This window comes from Neobacillus drentensis (assembly GCF_036965645.1).
Lineage (GTDB): Bacteria > Bacillota > Bacilli > Bacillales > Cytobacillaceae > Neobacillus > Neobacillus drentensis_D.
On record NZ_JBALPZ010000137.1, the window covers coordinates 1 to 21,799 of the forward strand.

Below are 21,799 nucleotides of genomic sequence, written 5' to 3' on the forward strand. Positions count from 1 at the left end.
ATATTAATACGTTAATAGACTAAATTCAACTTTATTCTAATAGAGGCTTTTATCCCCATTACACTATTATCCTGCGTTCTAGGATAATAAAAACTAAATATTTTTCTATAATCCCCAAAACACTCCAATAGCAATATACTAATTTTCAACGACATTCAGTCTTCCAAATTAATGAAAAATATAAGTTTTTTATAGATTCAAAACGAATAATCTAGATCATTCGTTTTGAATCAAATTTCCATTATAGGCATTCGCCGTTTCCCCCTTTATCTAAGTACATAATTTATAGGGAAATATCACATAAGGAGAGATGCCTAAATGAATCCCTACGGTTATTATCAAGTTCCACAAAAGCCTGTTGAGTATCATAGCTATGTCCCGGTAGAACAATACCCTTCCTACGGCACACATGCACCCATTCATTCTTATGACCCAATTGATCAAGTGAACCCCTATGCTCCGATTGAGCAATATGATCCGGACCGGCAGCCACTGCAGTTTGAACGTCGAATTAATCAACTTGAAAGACAAAATGAGCGTCAAGAAAGAGAAATTAATCAGCTCCAGCGGGATGTAGCCCAACTGCAAAGACGCCTCCAACGTGTTAATCAACGGGTCAGAGCAATCGAAAATCGCCTCCACATTCCATTTACACCTTTTGAAGGAGAATTTTAAGTATTATAAGAACCGGCCTTTTGGCGGGTTCTTTTTCATTCGTAAGAATTCCTTTCATATCACCCCACCGCCCTAGAAAATACCCTGTTAACCTTTCTAACATCTTCACTGACAAGAGCAAAAAAATCAGTTAATTTTTGAATATAAACTTATTAAAGGGGAGAATTCACATGAATCAGCGAAATGAAATTAAATTAGCGATGCAAATCTTACAATTAGATAAATTACGCGACGAATTATATGAAGAACTTATGAAAACAATGGGCTCTAAAGGACACGAACTTTTGAGAAAATTGCAGAATGCCTAGTATCTAAAGGAGGGAAAGACGTTGACAACCCACTTACGAAGAGGCCTTGAACGACTAAAGCAATTTTATATTAGAAAGTTAACAGGCTCCGATACGTTGTATTCTTCTGCTGAGCTTCAATCACTTACCATCAGTGAACTGGAGATTCTTTATAAGAAGTCAATTCCCTCTAACAAATAATATCCTTCTACTCCAGTAAAATTTATTTCATAAAATAAAGCATATAAATACAAATATCCATTTTCACGTGAGAAAATATAACATATAATATTTAAAAAATTCTAACAATAGAAACAGTGGGGTGTGGTGAGGAAGTAAAATGGGAAAAGATATGTCTTACAAAGATAAAAAGGTCATAACCATCGGTATAGTCAGAGACTTAACCGGACTTTCCGAAAGACAAATACGATATTACGAAGAAAGAAAACTGATATTCCCCGAAAGATCTGCAGGAGGAAGCCGAAAATTTTCCTTTACCGATGTTGAATTATTAATGGATATCGCAAATAAAATTGAGGATGGAATTCAAACACATGAAATTAGAAAGGAAATGCTTCGGGAACAGAAGAAACAAAATCAGGATGATATTCGCCGCAAAATGATTCAAGGACAGCTTAATGCCCAGTTTGGTATTCGAAGAAATTCATAGTAATGTCGGAAGCCTCGTTTTTCTCTCATAAGGAATCGAGGTTTTTTCTTTGAGAATAGGGAGATTTATCCCCCTTTTTAAAAACCATGTTAGAAAATCTCACAAAATTATAGATACACCACCCTATTCCATGTAAAAATACAACTACAGAGGATGTTATAAAAATTAACATCATTTAAAAAGGGGGAGAATACATGGATACTACATTCTTAATGAACAGCCTTTGGGTTATGTTAGGAGCAGTATTGGTTATATTAATGATCGGAGGTTTCATTCTTTTAGAAACAGGATCAACCCGAATGAAAAATGCAGGACATATTGCAGGTAAAACCATATTAACATTTAGTATCAGTTCCATTATATTTTGGGCTGTTGGTTTTGGATTAATTTTCGGAAAAGGCAACCCGCTAATTGGGTTATCCGATTTTTTCTATTCAGGCTACGAGATAGATAGTTTGTCACTTTCAGGTGCTGTTTTCTTTATGTTCCAATTAGCTTTTGCTGGTATTTCGTTGACTGTTGCTTTTGGGGGATTTGCTGAACGAGCTAAACTAAGTGCATACCTAGTATTCTCAGTACTTTTTTCAATCATCGTTTACCCTCCTATCGCTCACTGGATTTGGGGCGGCGGCTGGTTAGCTGAGCACGGAGATCAAGACTTTGCCGGATCAACAGTTGTTCACTTAACTGGTGCAATGGCAGCTCTTGCTGCTACGATTCTATTAAAACCTAGGATTGGGAAATACAACAAAGATGGTTCCGCTAATAATCTTGCAGGTCATAATCAAGTATTCACAGCATTAAGTGTATTACTTTTATGGGTTGGCTGGTTTGGATTTAATGCCGGCAGCACACTATCTGTTGACAATGGATTCTTCGGATTTGTTGCCTTAAATACGAACCTTGCAGCTGCAGCTGGAACGGTCGCTGCTATGATAATCTCTTGGGTGGTATTAGGTAAAGCAGACGTGCCAATGATGTTGAATGGAGCTTTAGCAGGTCTTGTAGCAATTACCGCATCTTGTGCATTTGTTGAGACTTGGGCGTCAGTAGTAATTGGCTTTATCTCTGGGATTTTAGTATTTTATAGCATTCGTTTCTTTGAGAAAGTTAGAATTGACGATCCAATTGCAGCACTATCCGTCCATGGAACTGCTGGTGTTTGGGGAACCTTATCGACTGGTTTCTTTGCTACAAAAAAATTAGCCACTGTTGGTGCACCAGGATTATTTTATGGCGGTGGATTACATCAGCTGGGTGTTCAAGCATTAGGGGTTTTAACCTGCGGAGCATTCGCCTTTATTGCCTCATTTATCATTTTAGCAATCATGAAAAAAGTTATGGGGCTACGTGTGACTGAAGAAGAAGAAATTATCGGTCTTGATATAAGCGAGCACGGCAGCTACGGATACCCTGAATTAGTAAAGGCAGAGCAACAAATTAAAGCTCAATAAAAAAGCAGAAGCACCTAAACCAGAGGCTTCTGCCTCCGAGTCCTTAGGAGATTCTGCTTGACCATTTTTAAAATATTAGGCGGTCATTCCTATCCCATAGGAATGGCTGCTATTTGAATTTAGGGGGTGTTCATGTTGCATCATGACCCATATCCAGATCTAGTTCAGCTTCGCGAAGAAAAAATGAAAAACGTACACCATGACCATTTTAAATTAAACGAACTGCACGATAACTTGATTCACCGTGTGGCGGATATCGCTATCGAGCTGGTTTCGAGCCAGCACGGATCACCTCCATCACCCTTCACATTCTTCGTCATGGGCAGTGCTGGCAGAATGGAACAATCCGTGTGGAGTGATCAAGACCATGGAATTATTTATCTTGATTCATCTGACGAGGCCAAATCTTACTTTCTAACTTTAGGAAAAGAAATTTCAAAAGGGCTTTATCAAGCAGGGTACAGATATTGCGACGGTGGCGTGATGGCCAGCAACCCGTTCTGGTGTAAATCACTTAACGAATGGAAGCAGCAATTATCGAAATGGATGGTGGAATCAACCTGGGAATCGATTCGCTATCTGCTCATCTTTTTAGATGGAAGATCTATGTATGGTAATGACACCTATGTTAAAACGTTAAAGGAACATATATATCAAAACACGAAACAACATCACTTATTGACGAAATCATTAAGCAATACCCTTCACCTCAAAAAAGGGATCAACGTATTGGGTCAGCTGCTTGTTGAGACACATGGGGCGCATGCAGGAAAATTAAATATTAAAGAAATTGGTCTTTTTCCCTATGTAAATGCAATCCGTCTCTTATCCATGAAAGAAAAATTGCAAGAAACCTCATCTCTTCTCCGTCTTGAAAGAATACCAGATTCCTATTTTCCAGCGGGTGATAAAGCTTTTTTCAAAAAACAGTTCTTAAAGCTGCTAACCTACCGATTATTATTTTCTGACCATAAAGACTATGATTCAGGTCATTTTTTAGATGTCAGCCGTCTGACAAAAGAACAAATCAGAGAAGTTAAAGAAATCATTAAAAACGGTGCAGCTCTCTTTCATAATATGAAAAGGTTAATAGAAAAGGATGATTCAGATGAGAATGAATGATATGATCCAATTTTTTCGTCAGATATCTGGGAGAGCTAATTCAAATCTATTTGCCAGTTTACCTAATCAAACTTCTTTACAGCAAATGGCATTCCTTAGAGAAATCCAAAGAGAAATGAAAGAGAAGAACAGCTTGGACGTTCCGCTGAAAGAATTAAAGGTAGTGGTCTTTGATTTAGAAACCACTGGTTTTTATCCTGAAAAAGGTGACCAAATTATTTCGATTGGTGCGGTCAAAATGACAGGTGGCCAACTAAAGGAACAAGAGACCTTTTATACATTAGTAAAATCAGACCTTCCATTATCGAGTGAGATTTCAGCGTTAACGAATATTTACGAAGAAGATTTAAATACTGCCCCGATGGCTAAGGACGCGTTAATGCAATTCTTTCAATTTATTAAAAGCGACCTTCTAGTTGCACACCACAGCAGTCACGAGCTGGCATTTATGAAGAAAATCACCAGCGACGCAATACGAACAAGATTCGACCATCGGATTGTCGATACTTCTTTTCTCATCCGCCTATCAAATCCCTATATGAAATCAGCCCCGCTTGAAGAAGTTTGCGAGGAATGTGGCATTAAGGTAGAGAATCGCCACCATGCCCTTAGCGATGCCATCATGACAGCCAAAGTTTGGAGACATTATTTACAGTTAGCAGAGGAAAAGGGCTTCCATTATTTACGCCAGGTTTATGAATTTTTAGCAAAAATCGGTTGATAAACTACTATACTAATCTAATATTTTCACCTATTAGCATAGTAGTTTCCAACTGTACTTTTATTCCCTTCTCCCCTACTTACTACTGAAAAATCTTCTAATTTCACCTCCTCACTTTCAAAGAATAAAAAATTTTTTAAAAATTTTTTATTTCAAAATTCCTTATTAGACCAATAATGAAAACGCTACCAGATAATTTGATTTGTTTGAATTGTCAGATTTTTATGTTGACCATGTTCTCTTTTGGTTGTATGATTATCGAAAATAAAGCAATCACAAGATGAATTGTAACAATCGACGGTGTGGTTTATTACCCAGGAAGTTCAGACTATACCATTGTCAGTTAGGAGCTAAGAAAATGCGAAGCGATATGATTAAAAAGGGAATTGATCGTGCTCCCCACCGCAGTTTACTTTATGCTACAGGGGTAAAAACGAGTGACTTAGAAAAGCCATTTATTGGAGTTTGTAACTCGTATATTGACATTATCCCAGGACATAAACACCTTAATCATTTCGGTGAAATAGTGAAAGAAGCAATCCGGGAAGCCGGAGGAATTCCATTTGAATTTAATACAATTGGCGTAGATGATGGAATTGCGATGGGACATATTGGTATGCGCTACTCCCTTCCAAGCCGTGAAATCATTGCGGACAGTGCTGAAACAGTAATCAACGCACACTGGTTTGATGGTGTTTTTTACATTCCAAACTGTGACAAAATCACACCGGGGATGTTAATGGCAGCCGCAAGAACGAACGTACCATCTGTTTTTGTATCAGGCGGTCCAATGGAAGCTGGTATTTCACCATCAACAGGAAAAAATCTTTCCCTTACTTCAGTTTTTGAAGGTGTTGGTGCTTACCACAACGGCACAATCAGCCAACAGCAGTTACTTGAGATTGAAACCAATGCCTGTCCTACTTGCGGTTCATGTTCTGGAATGTTCACTGCAAACTCTATGAACTGTTTAATGGAAGTTTTAGGAATGACGGTTCCTGGTAATGGAACAATGGTTGCTACTTCCGAAGAAAGACATGAACTAATTAAGCAAGCAGCAAGACATCTTATTGACTTAATTAAAAACGATATTAAACCACGTGACATCATTACAAGAGAAGCCATTGATAATGCCTTTGCACTAGATATGGCAATGGGCGGCTCTACTAATACTGTGTTACACACATTAGCGATTGCCCATGAAGCAGGGATCGATTATGATCTTCGCGAAGTCAATAAAATTGCTGAAAGAGTTCCTTACCTTTCTAAGATTATGCCAGCATCTGATTATTCAATGGATGATGTTCATCGCGCTGGCGGTGTAAGTGCCATCATCAATGAACTTTATAAAGTAGAAGGTGCCTTACACGATAACCGCCTAACGATTACGGGAAAAACTCTTCGAGAGAATGTGAAGGACGCAACAATCACAAATGAAGCAGTCATCCGGACAAAAGATAATCCATATAGCCCTGTTGGTGGACTATCCATCCTATATGGAAACATTGCTCCAGATGGTGCAGTAATTAAAGTTGGTGCTGTAGATCCTTCAATTAAAACATTCTTAGGAGAAGCAATTGTTTTTGAATCTCAAGATGAGGCGTTAGAAAGCATTAATAACGGAACTGTTAAAGCCGGTCATGTAGTAGTTATTCGCTATGAAGGTCCTAAAGGCGGTCCCGGAATGCCAGAAATGCTGGCTCCTACCTCCGCTATTATGGGTCGAGGTTTAGGAAAAGAAGTTGCCCTTATCACAGATGGCCGCTTCTCAGGAGCAAGCCGAGGAATTTCCATCGGTCATATCTCTCCTGAAGCAGCAGAAGGCGGACCAATTGGTCTCGTTGAAAATGGTGACAAAATTATCATTGATCTCGAAGCACGTTCAATTGAACTTGTCGTGGATGATGAAGTATTAGTTGAGAGACGTAAGAATTGGGTAAAACCAGAGCCAAAAATTAAATCTGGTTATCTTGCAAAATATGCTAAACTTGTAACTTCTGCTAATACTGGCGGAGTAATGAAAATATAGATTCATCATAATGGGAATGTCTAGTACTCCTCCCCTTCCCTAAGGAAGCTAAGGTACTAATAATGTATGATTTGATTAATTGACAAATTAATAGAAAAAATCGATGACGGGAATAAAGGAATAAGAATTTGTATTTTCAGAGAGCTGGGGTTGCTGGAAGCCCAGTAATACAACTTATTCTGACATCATCCCTGAGTGTTAAGCTGAAATGGACTACAAAGTAGGCTCAACCAGGTGTTTATATTACAGCACCTGTTACCAAAAGAAGCGTTCTATTAGTTGTCGCTTCCAAAGGCAGTATTCGTAAGGATACTGTAAAAAACGGGTGGTACCGAGAAAATGTAAGGCCTTTTCTCCCCGATTATTCTGCTTATGTTTTCGTTTTTGCAGTTAATTCGTGGAGAATGGGCCTTTTTGACTGCGCATAAAGATTTATTGTCAAAATCCGACGTTTTTCCAACAAAATTTTCTGTTTATTTACAAATTTCTATATTATAATACTAAAATAAGAAATCAATATTTTTCGACATCTACATTCAATTTTTACCCTTAAGGAGGGATTATGACGTGAAAGTAGAAGCAAAAAAGCTTGATGTCCAAACAACTACAGAGCCGAGAACCGGTGCAGACCTTCTCATCGACTTACTGAAAAAAGAAGGTGTAGAAACACTGTTTGGGTATCCCGGAGGCGCTGTCCTTCCTATATATGACGCAATTTATCGCGCCCAGGGTACAATCAAGCATGTTCTCTTCCGACATGAACAAGGAATGATTCATGCTGCTGAAGGGTATGCCCGGGTAACCGGTAAACCTGGCGTTGTCATTGCCACCTCAGGTCCTGGAGCAACTAACCTTGTTACAGGCATCACAGATGCGATGATGGATTCCCTGCCACTTGTCATATTTACTGGTCAAGTTGCACGTAACATCATCGGAACCGATGCCTTCCAGGAAGCTGATATTATGGCAATCACAACACCAATTACTAAACATAACTATCAGGTACAGTCCGTTGAAGACTTACCGCGTATCGTCAAGGAAGCTTTTCATATTGCTTCTACCGGACGGCCAGGGCCAGTCTTAGTCGATGTCCCTAAAGATATCTCCGCCGGATTTTTAACCAATGAACCTGAAGAAGCAAGCATTCATTTACCTGGATATCAGCCAACTACAAAGCCAAATCCAATACAAATTAAAAAGCTTGCCGATTCTATTTCAAAATCAATCAAGCCTGTGATCCTTTCAGGCGCCGGTGTTCTTCATGGAAGAGCATCAGCAGAACTAACTGCTTTTGCGGAAAAACACCAAATCCCAGTAGTTACAACGTTACTCGGGCTTGGTACCTTCCCTGCAGATAATCCCCTTTCGTTAGGAATGGGAGGAATGCACGGAACCTATGCAGCGAACATGGCAATATATGAATGTGATCTGCTTATCAACTTTGGCGCCCGTTTCGATGACAGATTAACTGGCAATCTTAAACACTTCGCTCCATTTGCGAAGGTTGCCCATATTGACATCGATCCAGCCGAAATTGGTAAAAATGTTCCAACACATCTTCCAATCGTTTCCGATACGAAAGAGGCACTTTGTGAGTTGCTTGAACAGGAAATTGAGTCACCTAAAGCTGCTGAATGGCTGGAAAAATTAGGCCAAAACAAACAGGAGTATCCTCTTTGGTATAAACATGATCCTAACGGCATGTGTCCGCAATGGGTTATTGAAGCAGTCCATAAAGTCACTAATGGTGATGCCATCGTCGCAACCGATGTAGGACAGCACCAAATGTGGGCAGCGCAATATTACACCTTTAAACAGCCGCACCGCTGGATTACTTCAGGTGGACTTGGAACAATGGGCTTTGGCTTCCCTGCTGCGATTGGTGCACAAATTGCTGAACCGGATAGTACAGTCGTCGCAATTGTTGGGGATGGCGGTTTCCAAATGACACTTCAGGAATTGTCAATTATATATGAAAGAAACCTTCCGGTAAAAATTATTATTGTCAACAACGGTGCTCTAGGTATGGTTCGCCAATGGCAGGAACTCTTACACGGAAACCGGATTTCGGAATCAATTCTTCATACACAGCCTGATTTTGTCAAACTTGCTGACAGCTATTCAATTAAGGGTTATCGGGTTAATAATCAGGAAGAACTTATTACAGTTTTACCGGAAGTATTTGCTCATAATGGCCCTGTACTAGTTGATTGCCGTGTCCTTCAGCAAGAAAAAGTATTCCCGATGATTGCCCCTGGTAAAGGAATTCATGAAATGTTAGGGGTGAAACCATGAAACGGATCATAACCGCAACCGTTCAAGACCGAAGCGGTGTCCTAAACCGTGTCACCGGTCTCTTGCAAAGACGCCAATTCAATATTGAGAGTATCTCAGTCGGTCCATCCGAAACAGAAGGTATTTCAAAAATGACCTTGGTAGTGGAAGTTGAAGACGAACAACGCCTTGAACAGGTAACAAAGCAATTAAACAAGCAGATTGATGTTTTAAAAGTTTCTGATATTACTGATAAAGCAATTGTAGCCCGCGAATTAGCTTTAATTAAAGTAGCTTCTAACAGCCAATTGCGCAGTGAAATCAACGGAATTATTGATCCGTTCCGTGCCTTAATTATTGATGTAAGCAAAGACAGTCTTGCCGTCCAAATTACAGGACGTCCTGATAAAATTGATGCTTTGATTGAAATGCTCCGGCCTTACGGCATTAAGGAGATTGCAAGAACCGGTCTGACTGCCCTCCAGCGTGGGCACCAGCCGCAAGTAAACGAACTAGCAACATATTCACTATTAAAATAACAATATATCTGAGAGGATGATTCATAATGGTAAAGGTACTTTATAACGGAGATATTCAAGAGGAAGTTTTACAAGGAAAGAAAATCGCAGTAATCGGATATGGTTCTCAAGGTCATGCTCATGCGCTTAACTTAAAAGAAAGCGGCTTTGATGTAGTTGTTGGTTTACGCGAAGGAAAATCATGGGATAAAGCAGTTGAAGATGGTGTAGAGGTTACTACTGTCGCTGAAGCAACTGCAGCAGCAGATGTTGTTATGGTTCTTTTGCCAGACGAAATGCAGCCTAAAGTATACGAAGAAAGCATCAAACCTAATCTACAAGCTGGTAATGCATTAGTTTTTGCACATGGTTTCAACATTCACTTCAGCCAAATCGTTGCTCCTGCTGATGTTGACGTATTCCTAGTAGCTCCAAAAGGTCCTGGACATTTAGTTCGCCGTACTTATACAGAAGGTGCTGGAGTTCCTGCTCTATATGCGGTTTACCAAGACTATACTGGTCAAGCACGTGAAGTTGCTCTTGCGTATGCAAAAGGAATCGGTTCTGCTCGTGCCGGAGTATTAGAAACTACTTTCCAAGAAGAAACAGAAACAGATTTATTCGGAGAACAAGCGGTTCTTTGCGGTGGTGCTACTGCCCTAATCAAAGCTGGCTTCGAAACTTTAGTAGAAGCAGGTTATCAGCCTGAAGTTGCTTATTTCGAGTGTTTACATGAGTTAAAATTAATCGTTGACCTTTTATATGAAGGTGGATTAGAAAACATGCGTTACTCTATCTCTGACACTGCTCAATGGGGGGATTTCGTTTCCGGACCACGCGTAGTGAACGAAGAAACAAAAGCACGCATGAAAGAAGTATTAAAAGATATCCAAACTGGTAAATTTGCACAGGGCTGGATTTTAGAGAATCAAACAAACCGTCCACAATTCAATGCTATCAACCGTGCTGAAAACAATCATCAAATCGAGGTTGTTGGCCGTGAGCTTCGTGCATTGATGCCGTTTATTAAAAAGCCTGTAAATGCAAAGAAAGAAGTGGTGGTAAATGGTTCACGTTAACATCTTCGATACAACCTTACGTGATGGAGAACAGTCTCCTGGTGTAAATTTAAACCAGCTTGAGAAATTAGAAATCGCCAGACAGCTAGAACGTTTTGGGGTTGACATTATGGAGGCCGGCTTTCCGGCTTCCTCTCAAGGTGATTTTGAAGCAGTAAGAGCCATTGCCCAAACAATCAAAAACTCTTCGGTTACAGGCCTGGCACGCGCAACAAAATCAGACATTGACATTGCGTGGGATGCGTTAAAAGATGCAGCAGAACCAAGATTGCATGTATTTCTTGCTACCTCCCCTATCCATATGCAATATAAGCTGATGAAAACTCCAGAGGAGGTTATTAACACAGCAGTAGACATGGTTAGATATGCGAAACAAAGATTTCCGCATATTGAATGGTCTGCAGAAGATGCTTCCCGCTCTGATCTGGATTTTCTGGTTCAAATCATTACAAAGGTGATTGATGCCGGTGCTACTGTCATTAATTTACCAGATACAGTTGGCTATACAACACCGGAAGAATACGGCCGCATGTTCCGTTACATTAGAGAAAATGTTCCAAATATTCATAAAGCCGCTCTTTCCTGTCACTGTCATGATGATTTAGGTATGGCCGTTGCTAATACATTAGCAGCAATTGAAAATGGTGTAACTCAAGTTGAGGGTACTATTAACGGCATAGGCGAACGTGCCGGCAATGCCTCATTAGAGGAAGTTGCCGTTGCTTTAAATATCCGTAAAGATAAGTATCCATTTACTACGAATCTAGTTTTAAAAGAAATTAAACGCACAAGTGATTTGGTCAGCCGTTTAACAGGAATGATTGTTCCGCCTAATAAAGCCGTGGTTGGTAGAAATGCTTTCGCTCATGAATCAGGGATTCATCAGGACGGCGTTTTAAAAAATGCGTTAACCTATGAGATTATTACTCCTGAATTAGTCGGAGTTACATCCAATGATTTAGTACTTGGAAAACATTCCGGCCGTCATGCTTTCAATGACAAAATCGAGCAATTGGGCTACACCCTCTCCCCTGAAAAACTTGCTGAAGCTTTTACTTCTTTTAAACAATTAACCGATCGTAAAAAAGAAGTTACAGATGAGGACCTATTTACCATTTTAACTGACATTCAGACAGCGACATTCGATGTAAAAAAATATGAATTGGTTGCTTTCCAGGTGCATTATGGTTCAGCAAATCTCCCTACGGCGACTGTTGCACTGACAACTCCAGAAGGAAATCGGGTTGAAACAGCGCGTACTGGTTCAGGAAGTGTTGAAGCATTGATGAACACCCTTGAAGCACTAATTGAAGAAGAAATCCATTTAACTGATTTCAGACTAAGTTCTGTTGGCCAAGGACGTGATGCTCTTGCGGAGGTTCATGTGAAAATGACCGTGAATGGAACTTCTTTCTCGGGCCGCGGCTCTGCCCAAGACGTTTTGGAAGCATCAGCAAAGTCCTTCTTAAATGCAGTCAATCGTGCTTGTTTTAATCAAACAACATTGGTTCAAGAACCCGCAGCATTATAAAAAGATTCTTACTTAATTTCAGCCTGTTGATTGGAGCGGAAGGCGAGCAGACTCCTGCGGGAGTACGGGACTGGGGAGACCCCACAGGCGCATAGCGCCGAGGAGGCTCCCCGGACCGCCCGCGGAAAGCGAAGCGCCTGGAGCGGAAATCAACACTCGGTAATACACATCCTAAATATAAAAGGCGTCTACATAGGCGCCCTATCGTAAAACAAAAAAATGAGGAGGTTGCTTCTAGTGAAAAAACATATTGTCTTACTTCCCGGTGATGGGATTGGCAAGGAAGTTATCAATTCCGCAAAAGATGTCTTACAAGCAATTGCGGAAGAATTTAATCATAGTTTTAGCTTTGAAACCCATGAAATCGGAGGAGCAGCCATTGATCAGTACGGCACTCCCCTTCCGGATTCAACCGTAGATGCTTGCAAACAAGCAGATGCTGTCTTACTAGGTGCCGTAGGTGGACCAAAATGGGATCAAAACCCTTCCCATCTTCGTCCGGAACGTGGCTTGCTTGGTATCCGGAAAGCACTGGATTTGTATGCAAATTTAAGGCCAATTAAGGGATTTAAGAACCTTCTCCATGCCTCTCCTCTTAAGGAAGAAGTAGTGACAGGAAGCGACCTCCTCATTGTACGTGAATTAACAGGCGGGCTTTATTTCGGTACACCAAGTGAACGCCGTGATAATGGTAATGCCGTAGTAGACACCCTTTGTTATACACGTAAAGAAATTGAAAGAATTGTAGATAAAGGCTTTCAAGCTGCCCAGCAGCGCTCGGGGCATCTTACTTCAGTTGATAAAGCCAATGTCCTTGAATCCAGCAAGATGTGGCGTGAAGTCGTTGAGGAGAAAAAAGCTCAATATCCTGATGTAGTGGTTGAACATCTATTAGTTGATGCGGCTGCAATGAAATTAATCACAAACCCAACTCAGTTTGATGTTATTGTGACCGAGAATCTTTTTGGCGATATTTTAAGTGACGAAGCTTCCGTTTTAACTGGCTCGATTGGTATGCTCCCTTCCGCAAGCTTGCGTGAAGACGGTGTTGGTCTGTACGAACCAGTTCACGGTTCGGCACCTGACATTGCCGGCAAAGGAATTGCCAATCCAGCTGCGATGATTTTATCAGCTGCCATGATGCTGAGATATTCATTTGATTTAAATAACGAAGCAAAAGTGATTGAAGATGCAGTACAGTCGGTTCTCGATTCTGGATTCCATACAGGGGACCTTCAAATCTCAGAAGGACGCCAAGTAGGTACCTCAGAGATGACAAAATTGATTGTTGACTACATTAAATCGCAGCATGCATCTAAATGTATCGCCAGCTGTTATTATTAATTCATTTGCAGGGTAAACCAGTTAATTAAATGGTTTACCCGCAACTTTTCTATCCATAAAAACTATAAATCTCTTATAGTGAGGAAGTGTACTATGAAAACACCAAAAACAATTATCCAAAAGATTTGGGAACAGCATGTTGTCCATCAAGAAGAGGGAAAACCAGATTTACTATATATTGATTTACATCTAGTTCATGAAGTAACCTCCCCACAAGCATTTGAGGGCTTACGTATGAACGGGCGCAAGGTTCGCCGCCCCGACCTGACTTTTGCAACAATGGATCATAATGTACCAACCCGCCAAAGGCTGACTATTGACGATCCTGTTTCAAAAAATCAGATTGATACCTTACAAAAAAATTGCCAGGAATTCGGAGTAACCCTTGCTGACATTCATCATCCAGATAACGGAATCGTGCATGTTATCGGACCTGAGCTTGGTCTTACCCAGCCTGGTAAAACCATTGTCTGCGGAGACAGTCATACTTCTACACACGGTGCGTTCGGTGCACTAGCTTTTGGTATTGGAACAAGCGAAGTGGAACATGTTCTTGCTACTCAAACACTTTGGCAGGCAAAACCAAAGACTTTAAATGTAAAGGTAAATGGTAAACTTGGGACAGGCGTGACCGCAAAGGATTTAATCCTTGCGATTATCGGTAAGTTTGGCGTTCAATTTGGAACAGGCTATGTGATTGAATACACTGGTGAAGCCATCCGTGCCCTTTCAATGGATGAACGAATGACAGTCTGCAACATGTCCATTGAGGCTGGCGCGAGAGCAGGATTAATTACTCCAGATGAAACCACTTTTGAATACTTGCGCGGCCGCAGACACGCCCCACAAGGTGAAGAGTTTGAGAAAGCTGTAGAAAAATGGCGTGCTCTTGCAACAGACGAAGGCGCAGTTTATGATACAGTGGTCGAAATTGATGCCGCCGAAGTGGAACCACAGGTGACATGGGGAACGAACCCTGGAATGTGTATCCCGGTAACAGCCAACGTCCCAAGCCCAGATGGTACGGACAAGCCAAGTGAAAAAGACGAAATCAAGCGTGCCCTTGAATATATGGGTCTTGAAGCTGGACAGCCTCTTTCAAGTGTAGCGATCGATCATGTATTTATTGGTTCTTGTACGAACTCAAGATTGAGCGATTTACGTAAAGCCGCTGAAGTAGTTCGCGGCCGCAAAGTAAATCCTGGTGTTAAAGCAATTGTTGTTCCAGGCTCCTTTAGTATTAAACTTGCTGCTGAAAAAGAAGGCATTGATCAAGTGTTTATCGATGCTGGTTTTGAATGGCGTGAAGCAGGCTGCAGTATGTGTCTTGCAATGAATGATGACATTGTTCCACCAGGCGGACGCTGTGCTTCTACTTCTAACCGAAACTTTGAAGGACGCCAAGGAAATGGTGCCCGCACCCACCTTGTAAGTCCAGAAATGGCAGCAGCTGCAGCGGTAGCTGGTCATTTTGTGGATGTCCGTCAATTTACTGCACAGGAGGTAATTTAAAATGGAACCGTTACGCTTACATCAAGGCCTTGTTTATCCATTAAACCGGTCCAATATTGATACTGACCAGATTATCCCTAAGCAGTTTTTAAAACGGATAGAACGCAGTGGCTTTGGACAATTTTTATTTTATAACTGGCGTTTTGATGACAACGGGAATCCTCGTCCTGATTTTTCATTGAATGCGCCAAAATATAAAGGCGCATCCATCATAGTTGCCGGCGAGAATTTTGGCTGTGGCTCTTCTCGTGAGCATGCTCCATGGGCAGTTCAGGATTTCGGCTTCAAAGTCATTATTGCTCCAAGCTATGCCGATATTTTTAAAAACAACTGTGTAAAAAATGGTATTCTTGCTATTCAAGCTAGTGAGGCTCAGGTTCAGTCGATTATTAAAAAAGCGGAATCTACTGAATACACATTAACAGTTGACCTTGAAGAACAGAAAGTATACGACAATGAGGGTTTTGAGCTTTCATTTGATATTGCTCCATATCCTAAGCAAATGCTTCTGAATGGCTGGGATGAAATTGGCGTTACTTTAACATACGAAGATAAAATTAATGATTATGAACTTGCGAACAAATAAAATGCGCTGGGCATGGCCCAAGCGCATTTTTTCTGCCTAAAATTCTGGCAGGTGGTCAAGATTGTTTTCCTTAATGCCGTCCGGTTCACTCCGGATGATATCACGTCCATATTTATGAAAAACATCTACATGGGCAAGTTTACCTGCCTTCGCCTCACTCAAAGCGGTTAGATAATCTAATTCCCGCCCTGAGCTGGTTCTGAAAGCAATGATGTCGCCATCATCATTTTTTCTTACAGCAACAAACTCCTCTTTTCCAGAGCTATTCACTTGATCTGTCTCGAGTTGAGCCTGCTGTTCACCTTGGGCCTTATACTCTTCGTAAATTTTTTGATAATCCTTCTGTTCCATCACGTCACCTCCGAACATTTGTTAGTATTTTTCATTTTCGTTAATTTATCCTTTTACTAAGAATTGTCAATAAATGTTCAAAATTATCTTTCATTTATATAATAAAGATTTATATAAAGATTCTCTTGTTTTAAAAATGAAGAAATTAGATCCTGTCCAGCATGAAATCAATAAATTCTCTTACCACTGATAGTACTGCAGTGGATTCCCGATAATTCATCCAACTTTCCATGATATATTCTTCTTTTGACTTTCCATCTAGTTCGAGAATATGGACTGAATCAGATGGTTCTAGGCAAAAAGCTGGAACAAAGGCTACACCTAATCCATTCATTACCATCCTTTTGCATGTTTCAACATAATCCGTTTCCATCGTAATAAATGGTGCGGTCCTAAACATGACAGGCCACCAGTTGGTGAATACCTTTTTAATGGCTGGGGTAGCAATATAGATTATGTTTTTTGCAGGCAGCTCTTCCCAAGTGATTTTCTCCTTTGAAATCAAGCAAATTTTACTCTTATCAATTAATACCTTCTGCTCGGCCCATTTATGGCCCGCACTTTCGATCCCAATATGGATGTCCCCTTCTTCCAACATCTTCATGATTTCGATTCCTAAACCAGTTTTAAGCTGAATTTTCACCTTTGGAAAGGCCTTGTTAAAACTGGCTATAATCGGTGGGAACTTTGAAATAGCGAAGTTATTCGAGACCCCGAGCCTTAAAGTACCTTGCACATCATCCGCTAGATTTTGTACCTGTTCAATCATGATATCTCTGTCGTGTAAAAGCCCCTTTGTACTTTCGACTAGGAATTCTCCCTGCAGCGTGAATTGAACTCCCTTATTCCCCCGAATCAGAATCGGTATGTTTAAATCTTTTTCCAATTGATTAATACGATAAGTTACAGCCGGCTGAGAAAGAAATAAGCGGTCTGCAGCCTTTTTTATATTTTTTTCTTCAAATAAAACTTGCAGTATATCAAAATCTCGAAAATCCAAACCGTCACCCCTCTTTGTTATAAAAATCTTTTTGTATTTTTAATAAAAATTCAATATTTTTATTGAAAGCGATTTCACATTAAAATGATTGTATAACAAACAGTTTGTTAATCAACCCTTCTAGACTATTTTTTCATACTTTTGTAAAAATTACTTAGCTTTAAAAGGAGAGTGGCAGATATGATGAAGATTTCTATGACTTCTTATACGACAGATTTAACAGATGGAGATTTACGGCAGCTATGTCAGTTAGGAGTCGACTGCATTGACTTTGGTAAAGGGTCTGCCTTTGCCGGGGTAAAAGAGCAAGGTTATCCAGATTTGGACCAATTATTAAAATTAAAACGAAGGATTCGTTCTTTTGGAATGGATATTAACCGGGTAACGTTACCTGATTTCACTAGTCGTTTCATCAATAATGAGACTGGCAGTGAAAAGGAATTGGAAAACTCGATTAATGCGATTAAAGTATATGGCGAAGCAGGCATAACACTGGTAAGACAAAGATTTGAAGGAGATACCTTTCCGCATTTAACAACCAAATATCGTTCCATCCAAAGGGGCGGCATGGTTGCTCGCGGGGAAAGTCTTGGTTTTACAAAAGAATCCTTCCCCCACCCAACCGCGGAAGAACATGAGGGAATGTGGCAGCGCTTCTGTGACGCCTATCGTGAAATGGTTCCAGTGGCGGAAGATGCTAATGTGTTACTTGGTATGCACCCATCCGATGCCCCGCACCCTGAAACACTGTTTGGCGGGCTTGGCTACCATCGGTTAATGGATGCTTTCCCAAGTAAAAACGTCGGATATATTTACTGTATTGGCACCAGGGCAGAAGAAGGCGGCAGCCCGCTTGTCCTCAATGAAATCAATCATTATGGAAGAAAGGGTAAGATTTTCCTAGTTCATTTCCGTAATGTCAGAGGAAGTCTCCCAACCACTAAAGCGTTTGAAGAAGCGCTGCTGGATGATGGCGATTTAAATATGTTTAAGATTTTACTAGAGTTGGATAAAGTCGGATATGACGGCTGTTTAAATCCGGACCATGTGCCAATACTGGAAGGAGTTCAAATCGAAGATAACCCGAGCTGGCCTAACACTTGCATCAAATGGAATTACAATAACATCGGATATGCCTACTCAGTTGGATATATTAAAGCACTCCTTGCTGCACTTGTAGAATTTAAAGGGTAAGAGCAGTTTGATAGAGATTTATCTTAATTATCAATAAACCGAAACGCATCGAGATCCCAGCAGATCATACACCACACAAAAAAGCAGTCTAATAGATGAACAAATAAGAGCCAAGTTTCATAACCGATAACTTGGCTTTTTACTATTCTAACTATCAGAAATTACTTAATGGTGCCTGACACCTCTTTTACGTTTTTCAAGATGACAATCATGGTATAGAGGAAAACGATGTTGATGAGGAGGACGATGCCGATTAAGACTAGGCTTATTTGGACACCTGTTGAGACTTGTAGAATGACCATGGCGGAAAGGGCAGTTAGTAGTGTTACATCTTTGAGGGTGATGACGGCTGCTAGGAGATAGCCGAATGGTCTTCGTCTGAAGAGTAAAATAGCTGCTAAGAAGCCAACCGGAACAACAAAGCCAAGGTCAAGTGCTTGAATGACAAGTGTTGTGTAATGCTCAAGTCCATCTGGTACAATGTGGAGCATCATCGGCGGCACGACTTTTCCGAGCCACATCATCCCAAACACAGTCGAAACAACTAATAAGAAGCCGCTGATGAATTTAACAGGAAGTGCGTCCTTAAATAATTGAGGTAAGCTCGGAATATCAAAGGACATCATGGATAGTGTAAACGCAAAGAAACTCGCTGACATGATGATGATATAAACAAGAAACATGGAGTTATACATAGAAAGAAACGAATAAGAGGCATAGGTGTATAAGAAGTAGCCCAGCGTCCCAGTGAGGAGCAGCCTCCCCCTTATCAATCCTTTTCTGGCTAGAAGTAGTGAAATAATGAGCAAAGGAATACCTAAAAATAAGGTCACATAATCCTGGGCGATAGCTTGTGTGGCCATGGATATGGAATCATGTTGATAGAGCCCCTTGCCATAAATGTCTACACGTTTTCCGAATATTGACCTATATTCATATCCGCCCTGACCTTGATTTGAAATAAGTGCATATGTCGTGGCTGCAAATGAAAATATAGATATCAATACCACCAACAAGCTTATCGGTCTGTAGTTTTTCATGTTCTTTTCCCCTCCTTAAAAATTGGTTAATCACTCTTCTTTATCGTATACCAAATAATTCCTATTCCCTACAAACATATCAACTTTTCACAAAATATTCAGAATTCGAATCCATCTATAAAGAACCTTGCTTTTTCACTTTGAGGCCTAACCAGTGTATACTACACTTAATTAGCTTTTACGGGGTGAAAACAATGCTAGATTTTGATAAATCCTACGATCCACGTCAGAACAAATTGCTGATTGATCAAATTACAGGAAACAAACTACCTATAAAAGATCTGATACTAGAAACCGAATCCCTATTTAAGCAAGCTCGTAACCTTTCAAACATACCAAAACCTCAAGAAAGCAGATCATTTTCAATCCGGGAAAAACTTGAAGGCGGTGCTTTTCGTCTTACGGCTGAAGGTTCTCGTCTATTAGAACCCACTACCATTTTACTGGACGATGATGGAAATGTGGTTCCAGATTGGAAAGACAAGCTTGACGTGGAGTACAAACAATTATTAGCTAACATGAAGAGAGAAATAAATGTAGTGGATTATGGTGCAGTAGGAGACGGAAAAACAGATTGCACCTCTGCATTTAAAAAGGCACTAGGTAACGGACAGGTAAAAGTAATTGTTCCTCCAGGAATTTATGTCACGAAAGGTATTACACTGCCCTCTTGGTCATGGATTATTGGTTCCGGTGCAGGCACGACTACGATTAAACTTCATGACAAAGCCCCAAAAGGTACAAGATTAATCACAAACGCTAATCATTGGAAAGGCAATCATCACCTTTTTGTTCAAGGCTTAAGTTTGGATTGGAACGTTGAAAGACTCGGTAAGATTGAGAAGACAAGTACATGGGGCAACCATTCAAGCTGTTTAACCTATGCAAATGTTACTTACGGCTGGGTAAAAGACGTAGAGGGAATAAATCCCGGGCTTCATTGTTTTGATATTTCTTCAACCTTATACAATTATGCCGGCGACGGATATCGTGCCCGTGGCGGCAGTAAATATGTCTGGCTTGATCATGTGACCGGTAGTGGTTTTGGTGACGATGGGATTACCACACACCACAGCGATTATATTTTTATTTCTAATTCTCATATGTGTGATCCCAGCGGCCGGGCCCATCAGCAGGGCCGCTCTAATTCCAATGGAATCGAAATTGATGATGGCTCCAGAAATGTAGTATTAGTGAATAACTCAAGTGCCAGGTGCTTTGGCGGGGTGGAAATAAAGGCCCATCAGAATTCTTCTGCCGCCTCGAATATCACGATTTTTGGCCATATTTCTGTTAACGATAATCGTTCCTTTAACTTCCGCCACATTGGTCATCATAAACAAAATGATGCGGAATCGAAGAGTGCTTATCATATTATCGCTGCTAATCTTGTAGCGATTTCTCCGGTGTATTCTGATTTATATAAGGATTCTGCTCCTAGAGGAATGGTGGTTTCCGCATATAAAAATGTAGTCATTAATCAGTTTACCATTATAGGAGACCCTGAATATGATTTTAAACGGAATCCAGTGATTGCCGTACAATATCGGGCAAGGAATGTAACCTTGAATAGGGTCACTGTCAAGGATTTTACCAATCGAGGGCCATGTGTGAAAATTTTCGGAGGTGAAAATCATGCAGACTCAATCAGAATACAAGATTGCTCACCAGAAGAAATTGACATTGGATCAGATGTACAGGATGTTGAGTTCAAAACAAAAACTGCTGCCCATTGACCAAGTAAATAAAGCGTCAATCGTTATTTTTGACGCTTTCCTTCTTTATCAACAACTAGTTCATCAACTAACTTCTCCGCCACTCTTCGATATAAATTACTCATATGAACAAGGGATGAGATCATGAGTACCTGCTCCAAATTCCCTGAGTCTTCTTCTTTAGCCTCGGAAATTTCCTTCTTTACATCCTTCACTCGCTCTTCCATGTCTTTTTTTAAATCAATCACGTTCTGACCGGTAAGTTGTAAGTAACTTGTATAAAATGAATCTAAATCGATTTCATCATTGATAATTTTTTGATTTATATCGCTAAGGGTCACTTTAATATCATTAATCGATAAAGCTCCCTTCAGCTGGTAGATTAAGCTCATTAATATTAGATGCTCTCGTGAATATTTTTTATTTTGGATTGGAAAAATTAATTTTCCTTTTGCATAGTTGTTAATCATCGTTTTTGTTAAAATTTTATCTTCTTGATTCCGCTTTGAGTCATTGAAATTATTTTCAAACAATTGGATGACCTGGTCCATATATAAATCTATATTAGGTATATCATCCAACGTTAAACTTGTCTCAAGACCTAACGAATTAATGTTCTGTAACATATTTTCCATGTAAAAAGCCTCCGCTAACTTAATCGATATTCTTATTATACATAATGAGATAAAGATTGACT

At 40.2% G+C, this 21,799-nt stretch carries 21 protein-coding genes; 17 read left to right on the forward strand and 4 right to left on the reverse strand.

What is annotated here, in order from left to right; all coding sequences use genetic code 11:
- Positions 1-318 precede the first annotated feature (318 nt).
- The 15 genes from V7266_RS23555 (at position 319) to leuD (ending at position 15,802) form a co-directional block, all read left to right on the forward strand.
- Positions 319-675 carry a hypothetical protein gene (locus tag V7266_RS23555; RefSeq protein WP_335471524.1) on the forward strand — a complete coding sequence of 119 codons (357 nt, stop codon included), beginning with the start codon at positions 319-321 and terminating at the stop codon, positions 673-675.
- Positions 676-845: 170 nt separating this feature from the next.
- Entirely contained in the window at positions 846-983 is a 138-nt protein-coding gene (locus V7266_RS23560; protein ID WP_335471526.1) for a hypothetical protein, read from the forward strand.
- A 21-nt stretch (positions 984-1,004) separates the two neighbouring features.
- Positions 1,005-1,163, forward strand: a complete 159-nt coding sequence (locus V7266_RS23565) for a hypothetical protein (protein WP_335471528.1) — start codon at positions 1,005-1,007, stop codon at positions 1,161-1,163.
- 139 nt (positions 1,164-1,302) lie between these two features.
- The gene (locus V7266_RS23570; RefSeq protein ID WP_098527351.1) at positions 1,303-1,632 is read left to right on the forward strand and encodes a MerR family transcriptional regulator; all 330 of its coding nucleotides are present in this window, start codon (positions 1,303-1,305) and stop codon (positions 1,630-1,632) included.
- 194 nt (positions 1,633-1,826) lie between these two features.
- Positions 1,827-3,086, forward strand: coding sequence for an ammonium transporter (locus tag V7266_RS23575; RefSeq protein WP_335471531.1), 1,260 nt, complete (start codon positions 1,827-1,829; stop codon positions 3,084-3,086).
- A gap of 132 nt (positions 3,087-3,218) precedes the next feature.
- Positions 3,219-4,208 (forward strand): DUF294 nucleotidyltransferase-like domain-containing protein, encoded by a 990-nt coding sequence (locus V7266_RS23580; RefSeq protein ID WP_335471533.1) that lies wholly within the window; start codon positions 3,219-3,221, stop codon positions 4,206-4,208.
- Positions 4,195-4,929, forward strand: a complete 735-nt coding sequence (locus tag V7266_RS23585) for an exonuclease domain-containing protein (protein WP_335471534.1) — start codon at positions 4,195-4,197, stop codon at positions 4,927-4,929. Before V7266_RS23580 ends, V7266_RS23585 begins: the two co-directional genes overlap by 14 nt.
- A 358-nt stretch (positions 4,930-5,287) precedes the next feature.
- Positions 5,288-6,958 carry a dihydroxy-acid dehydratase gene (ilvD, locus tag V7266_RS23590; protein WP_335471535.1) on the forward strand — a complete coding sequence of 557 codons (1,671 nt, stop codon included), beginning with the start codon at positions 5,288-5,290 and terminating at the stop codon, positions 6,956-6,958.
- Positions 6,959-7,525: 567 nt separating this feature from the next.
- Positions 7,526-9,253: a biosynthetic-type acetolactate synthase large subunit gene (ilvB, locus tag V7266_RS23595; RefSeq protein ID WP_335471536.1), complete on the forward strand. Its 1,728-nt coding sequence runs from the start codon at positions 7,526-7,528 to the stop codon at positions 9,251-9,253.
- On the forward strand, positions 9,250-9,771 hold the full coding sequence (gene ilvN / locus V7266_RS23600) for an acetolactate synthase small subunit (protein WP_335471537.1): 522 nt from the start codon (positions 9,250-9,252) through the stop codon (positions 9,769-9,771). The genes ilvB and ilvN overlap by 4 nt, the downstream gene beginning before the upstream one ends.
- A 26-nt stretch (positions 9,772-9,797) precedes the next feature.
- Positions 9,798-10,829, forward strand: coding sequence for a ketol-acid reductoisomerase (gene ilvC, locus V7266_RS23605; RefSeq protein ID WP_335471538.1), 1,032 nt, complete (start codon positions 9,798-9,800; stop codon positions 10,827-10,829).
- Positions 10,816-12,360 (forward strand): 2-isopropylmalate synthase, encoded by a 1,545-nt coding sequence (locus V7266_RS23610; protein WP_335471539.1) that lies wholly within the window; start codon positions 10,816-10,818, stop codon positions 12,358-12,360. The genes ilvC and V7266_RS23610 overlap by 14 nt, the downstream gene beginning before the upstream one ends.
- A 237-nt stretch (positions 12,361-12,597) precedes the next feature.
- Complete coding sequence (gene leuB, locus V7266_RS23615) at positions 12,598-13,704, forward strand: 3-isopropylmalate dehydrogenase (protein WP_335471540.1); 1,107 nt, start codon at positions 12,598-12,600, stop codon at positions 13,702-13,704.
- A 93-nt stretch (positions 13,705-13,797) separates the two neighbouring features.
- Positions 13,798-15,216 carry a 3-isopropylmalate dehydratase large subunit gene (gene leuC, locus V7266_RS23620; protein WP_335471541.1) on the forward strand — a complete coding sequence of 473 codons (1,419 nt, stop codon included), beginning with the start codon at positions 13,798-13,800 and terminating at the stop codon, positions 15,214-15,216.
- 1 nt (position 15,217) lies between these two features.
- A complete protein-coding gene (gene leuD, locus V7266_RS23625; protein WP_335471542.1) occupies positions 15,218-15,802 on the forward strand; it encodes a 3-isopropylmalate dehydratase small subunit in 585 nt (194 codons plus the stop codon).
- A gap of 36 nt (positions 15,803-15,838) precedes the next feature.
- On the opposite strand, the gene V7266_RS23630 is transcribed toward leuD, so the two are convergent.
- Both V7266_RS23630 and V7266_RS23635 read right to left on the reverse strand, forming a co-directional pair.
- Positions 15,839-16,153, reverse strand: coding sequence for a DUF3892 domain-containing protein (locus tag V7266_RS23630; RefSeq protein WP_335471543.1), 315 nt, complete (start codon positions 16,151-16,153; stop codon positions 15,839-15,841).
- A 145-nt stretch (positions 16,154-16,298) separates the two neighbouring features.
- Positions 16,299-17,153, reverse strand: coding sequence for a LysR family transcriptional regulator (locus V7266_RS23635; RefSeq protein WP_335471544.1), 855 nt, complete (start codon positions 17,151-17,153; stop codon positions 16,299-16,301).
- A 180-nt stretch (positions 17,154-17,333) separates the two neighbouring features.
- Here V7266_RS23635 and V7266_RS23640 point away from each other — a divergent pair, with 180 nt between their 5' ends.
- Positions 17,334-18,347, forward strand: a complete 1,014-nt coding sequence (locus V7266_RS23640; protein WP_335471546.1) for a mannonate dehydratase — start codon at positions 17,334-17,336, stop codon at positions 18,345-18,347.
- A 161-nt stretch (positions 18,348-18,508) separates the two neighbouring features.
- On the opposite strand, the gene V7266_RS23645 is transcribed toward V7266_RS23640, so the two are convergent.
- The gene (locus tag V7266_RS23645; protein WP_335471548.1) at positions 18,509-19,387 is read right to left on the reverse strand and encodes a hypothetical protein; all 879 of its coding nucleotides are present in this window, start codon (positions 19,385-19,387) and stop codon (positions 18,509-18,511) included.
- A 194-nt stretch (positions 19,388-19,581) separates the two neighbouring features.
- Here V7266_RS23645 and V7266_RS23650 point away from each other — a divergent pair, with 194 nt between their 5' ends.
- A complete protein-coding gene (locus V7266_RS23650) occupies positions 19,582-21,123 on the forward strand; it encodes a glycosyl hydrolase family 28-related protein (RefSeq protein WP_335471550.1) in 1,542 nt (513 codons plus the stop codon).
- A 23-nt stretch (positions 21,124-21,146) separates the two neighbouring features.
- Here V7266_RS23650 and V7266_RS23655 read toward each other — a convergent pair whose 3' ends face one another.
- On the reverse strand, positions 21,147-21,737 hold the full coding sequence (locus V7266_RS23655) for a DUF1836 domain-containing protein (RefSeq protein ID WP_335471551.1): 591 nt from the start codon (positions 21,735-21,737) through the stop codon (positions 21,147-21,149).
- Between the last annotated feature and the right edge of the window lie 62 nt (positions 21,738-21,799).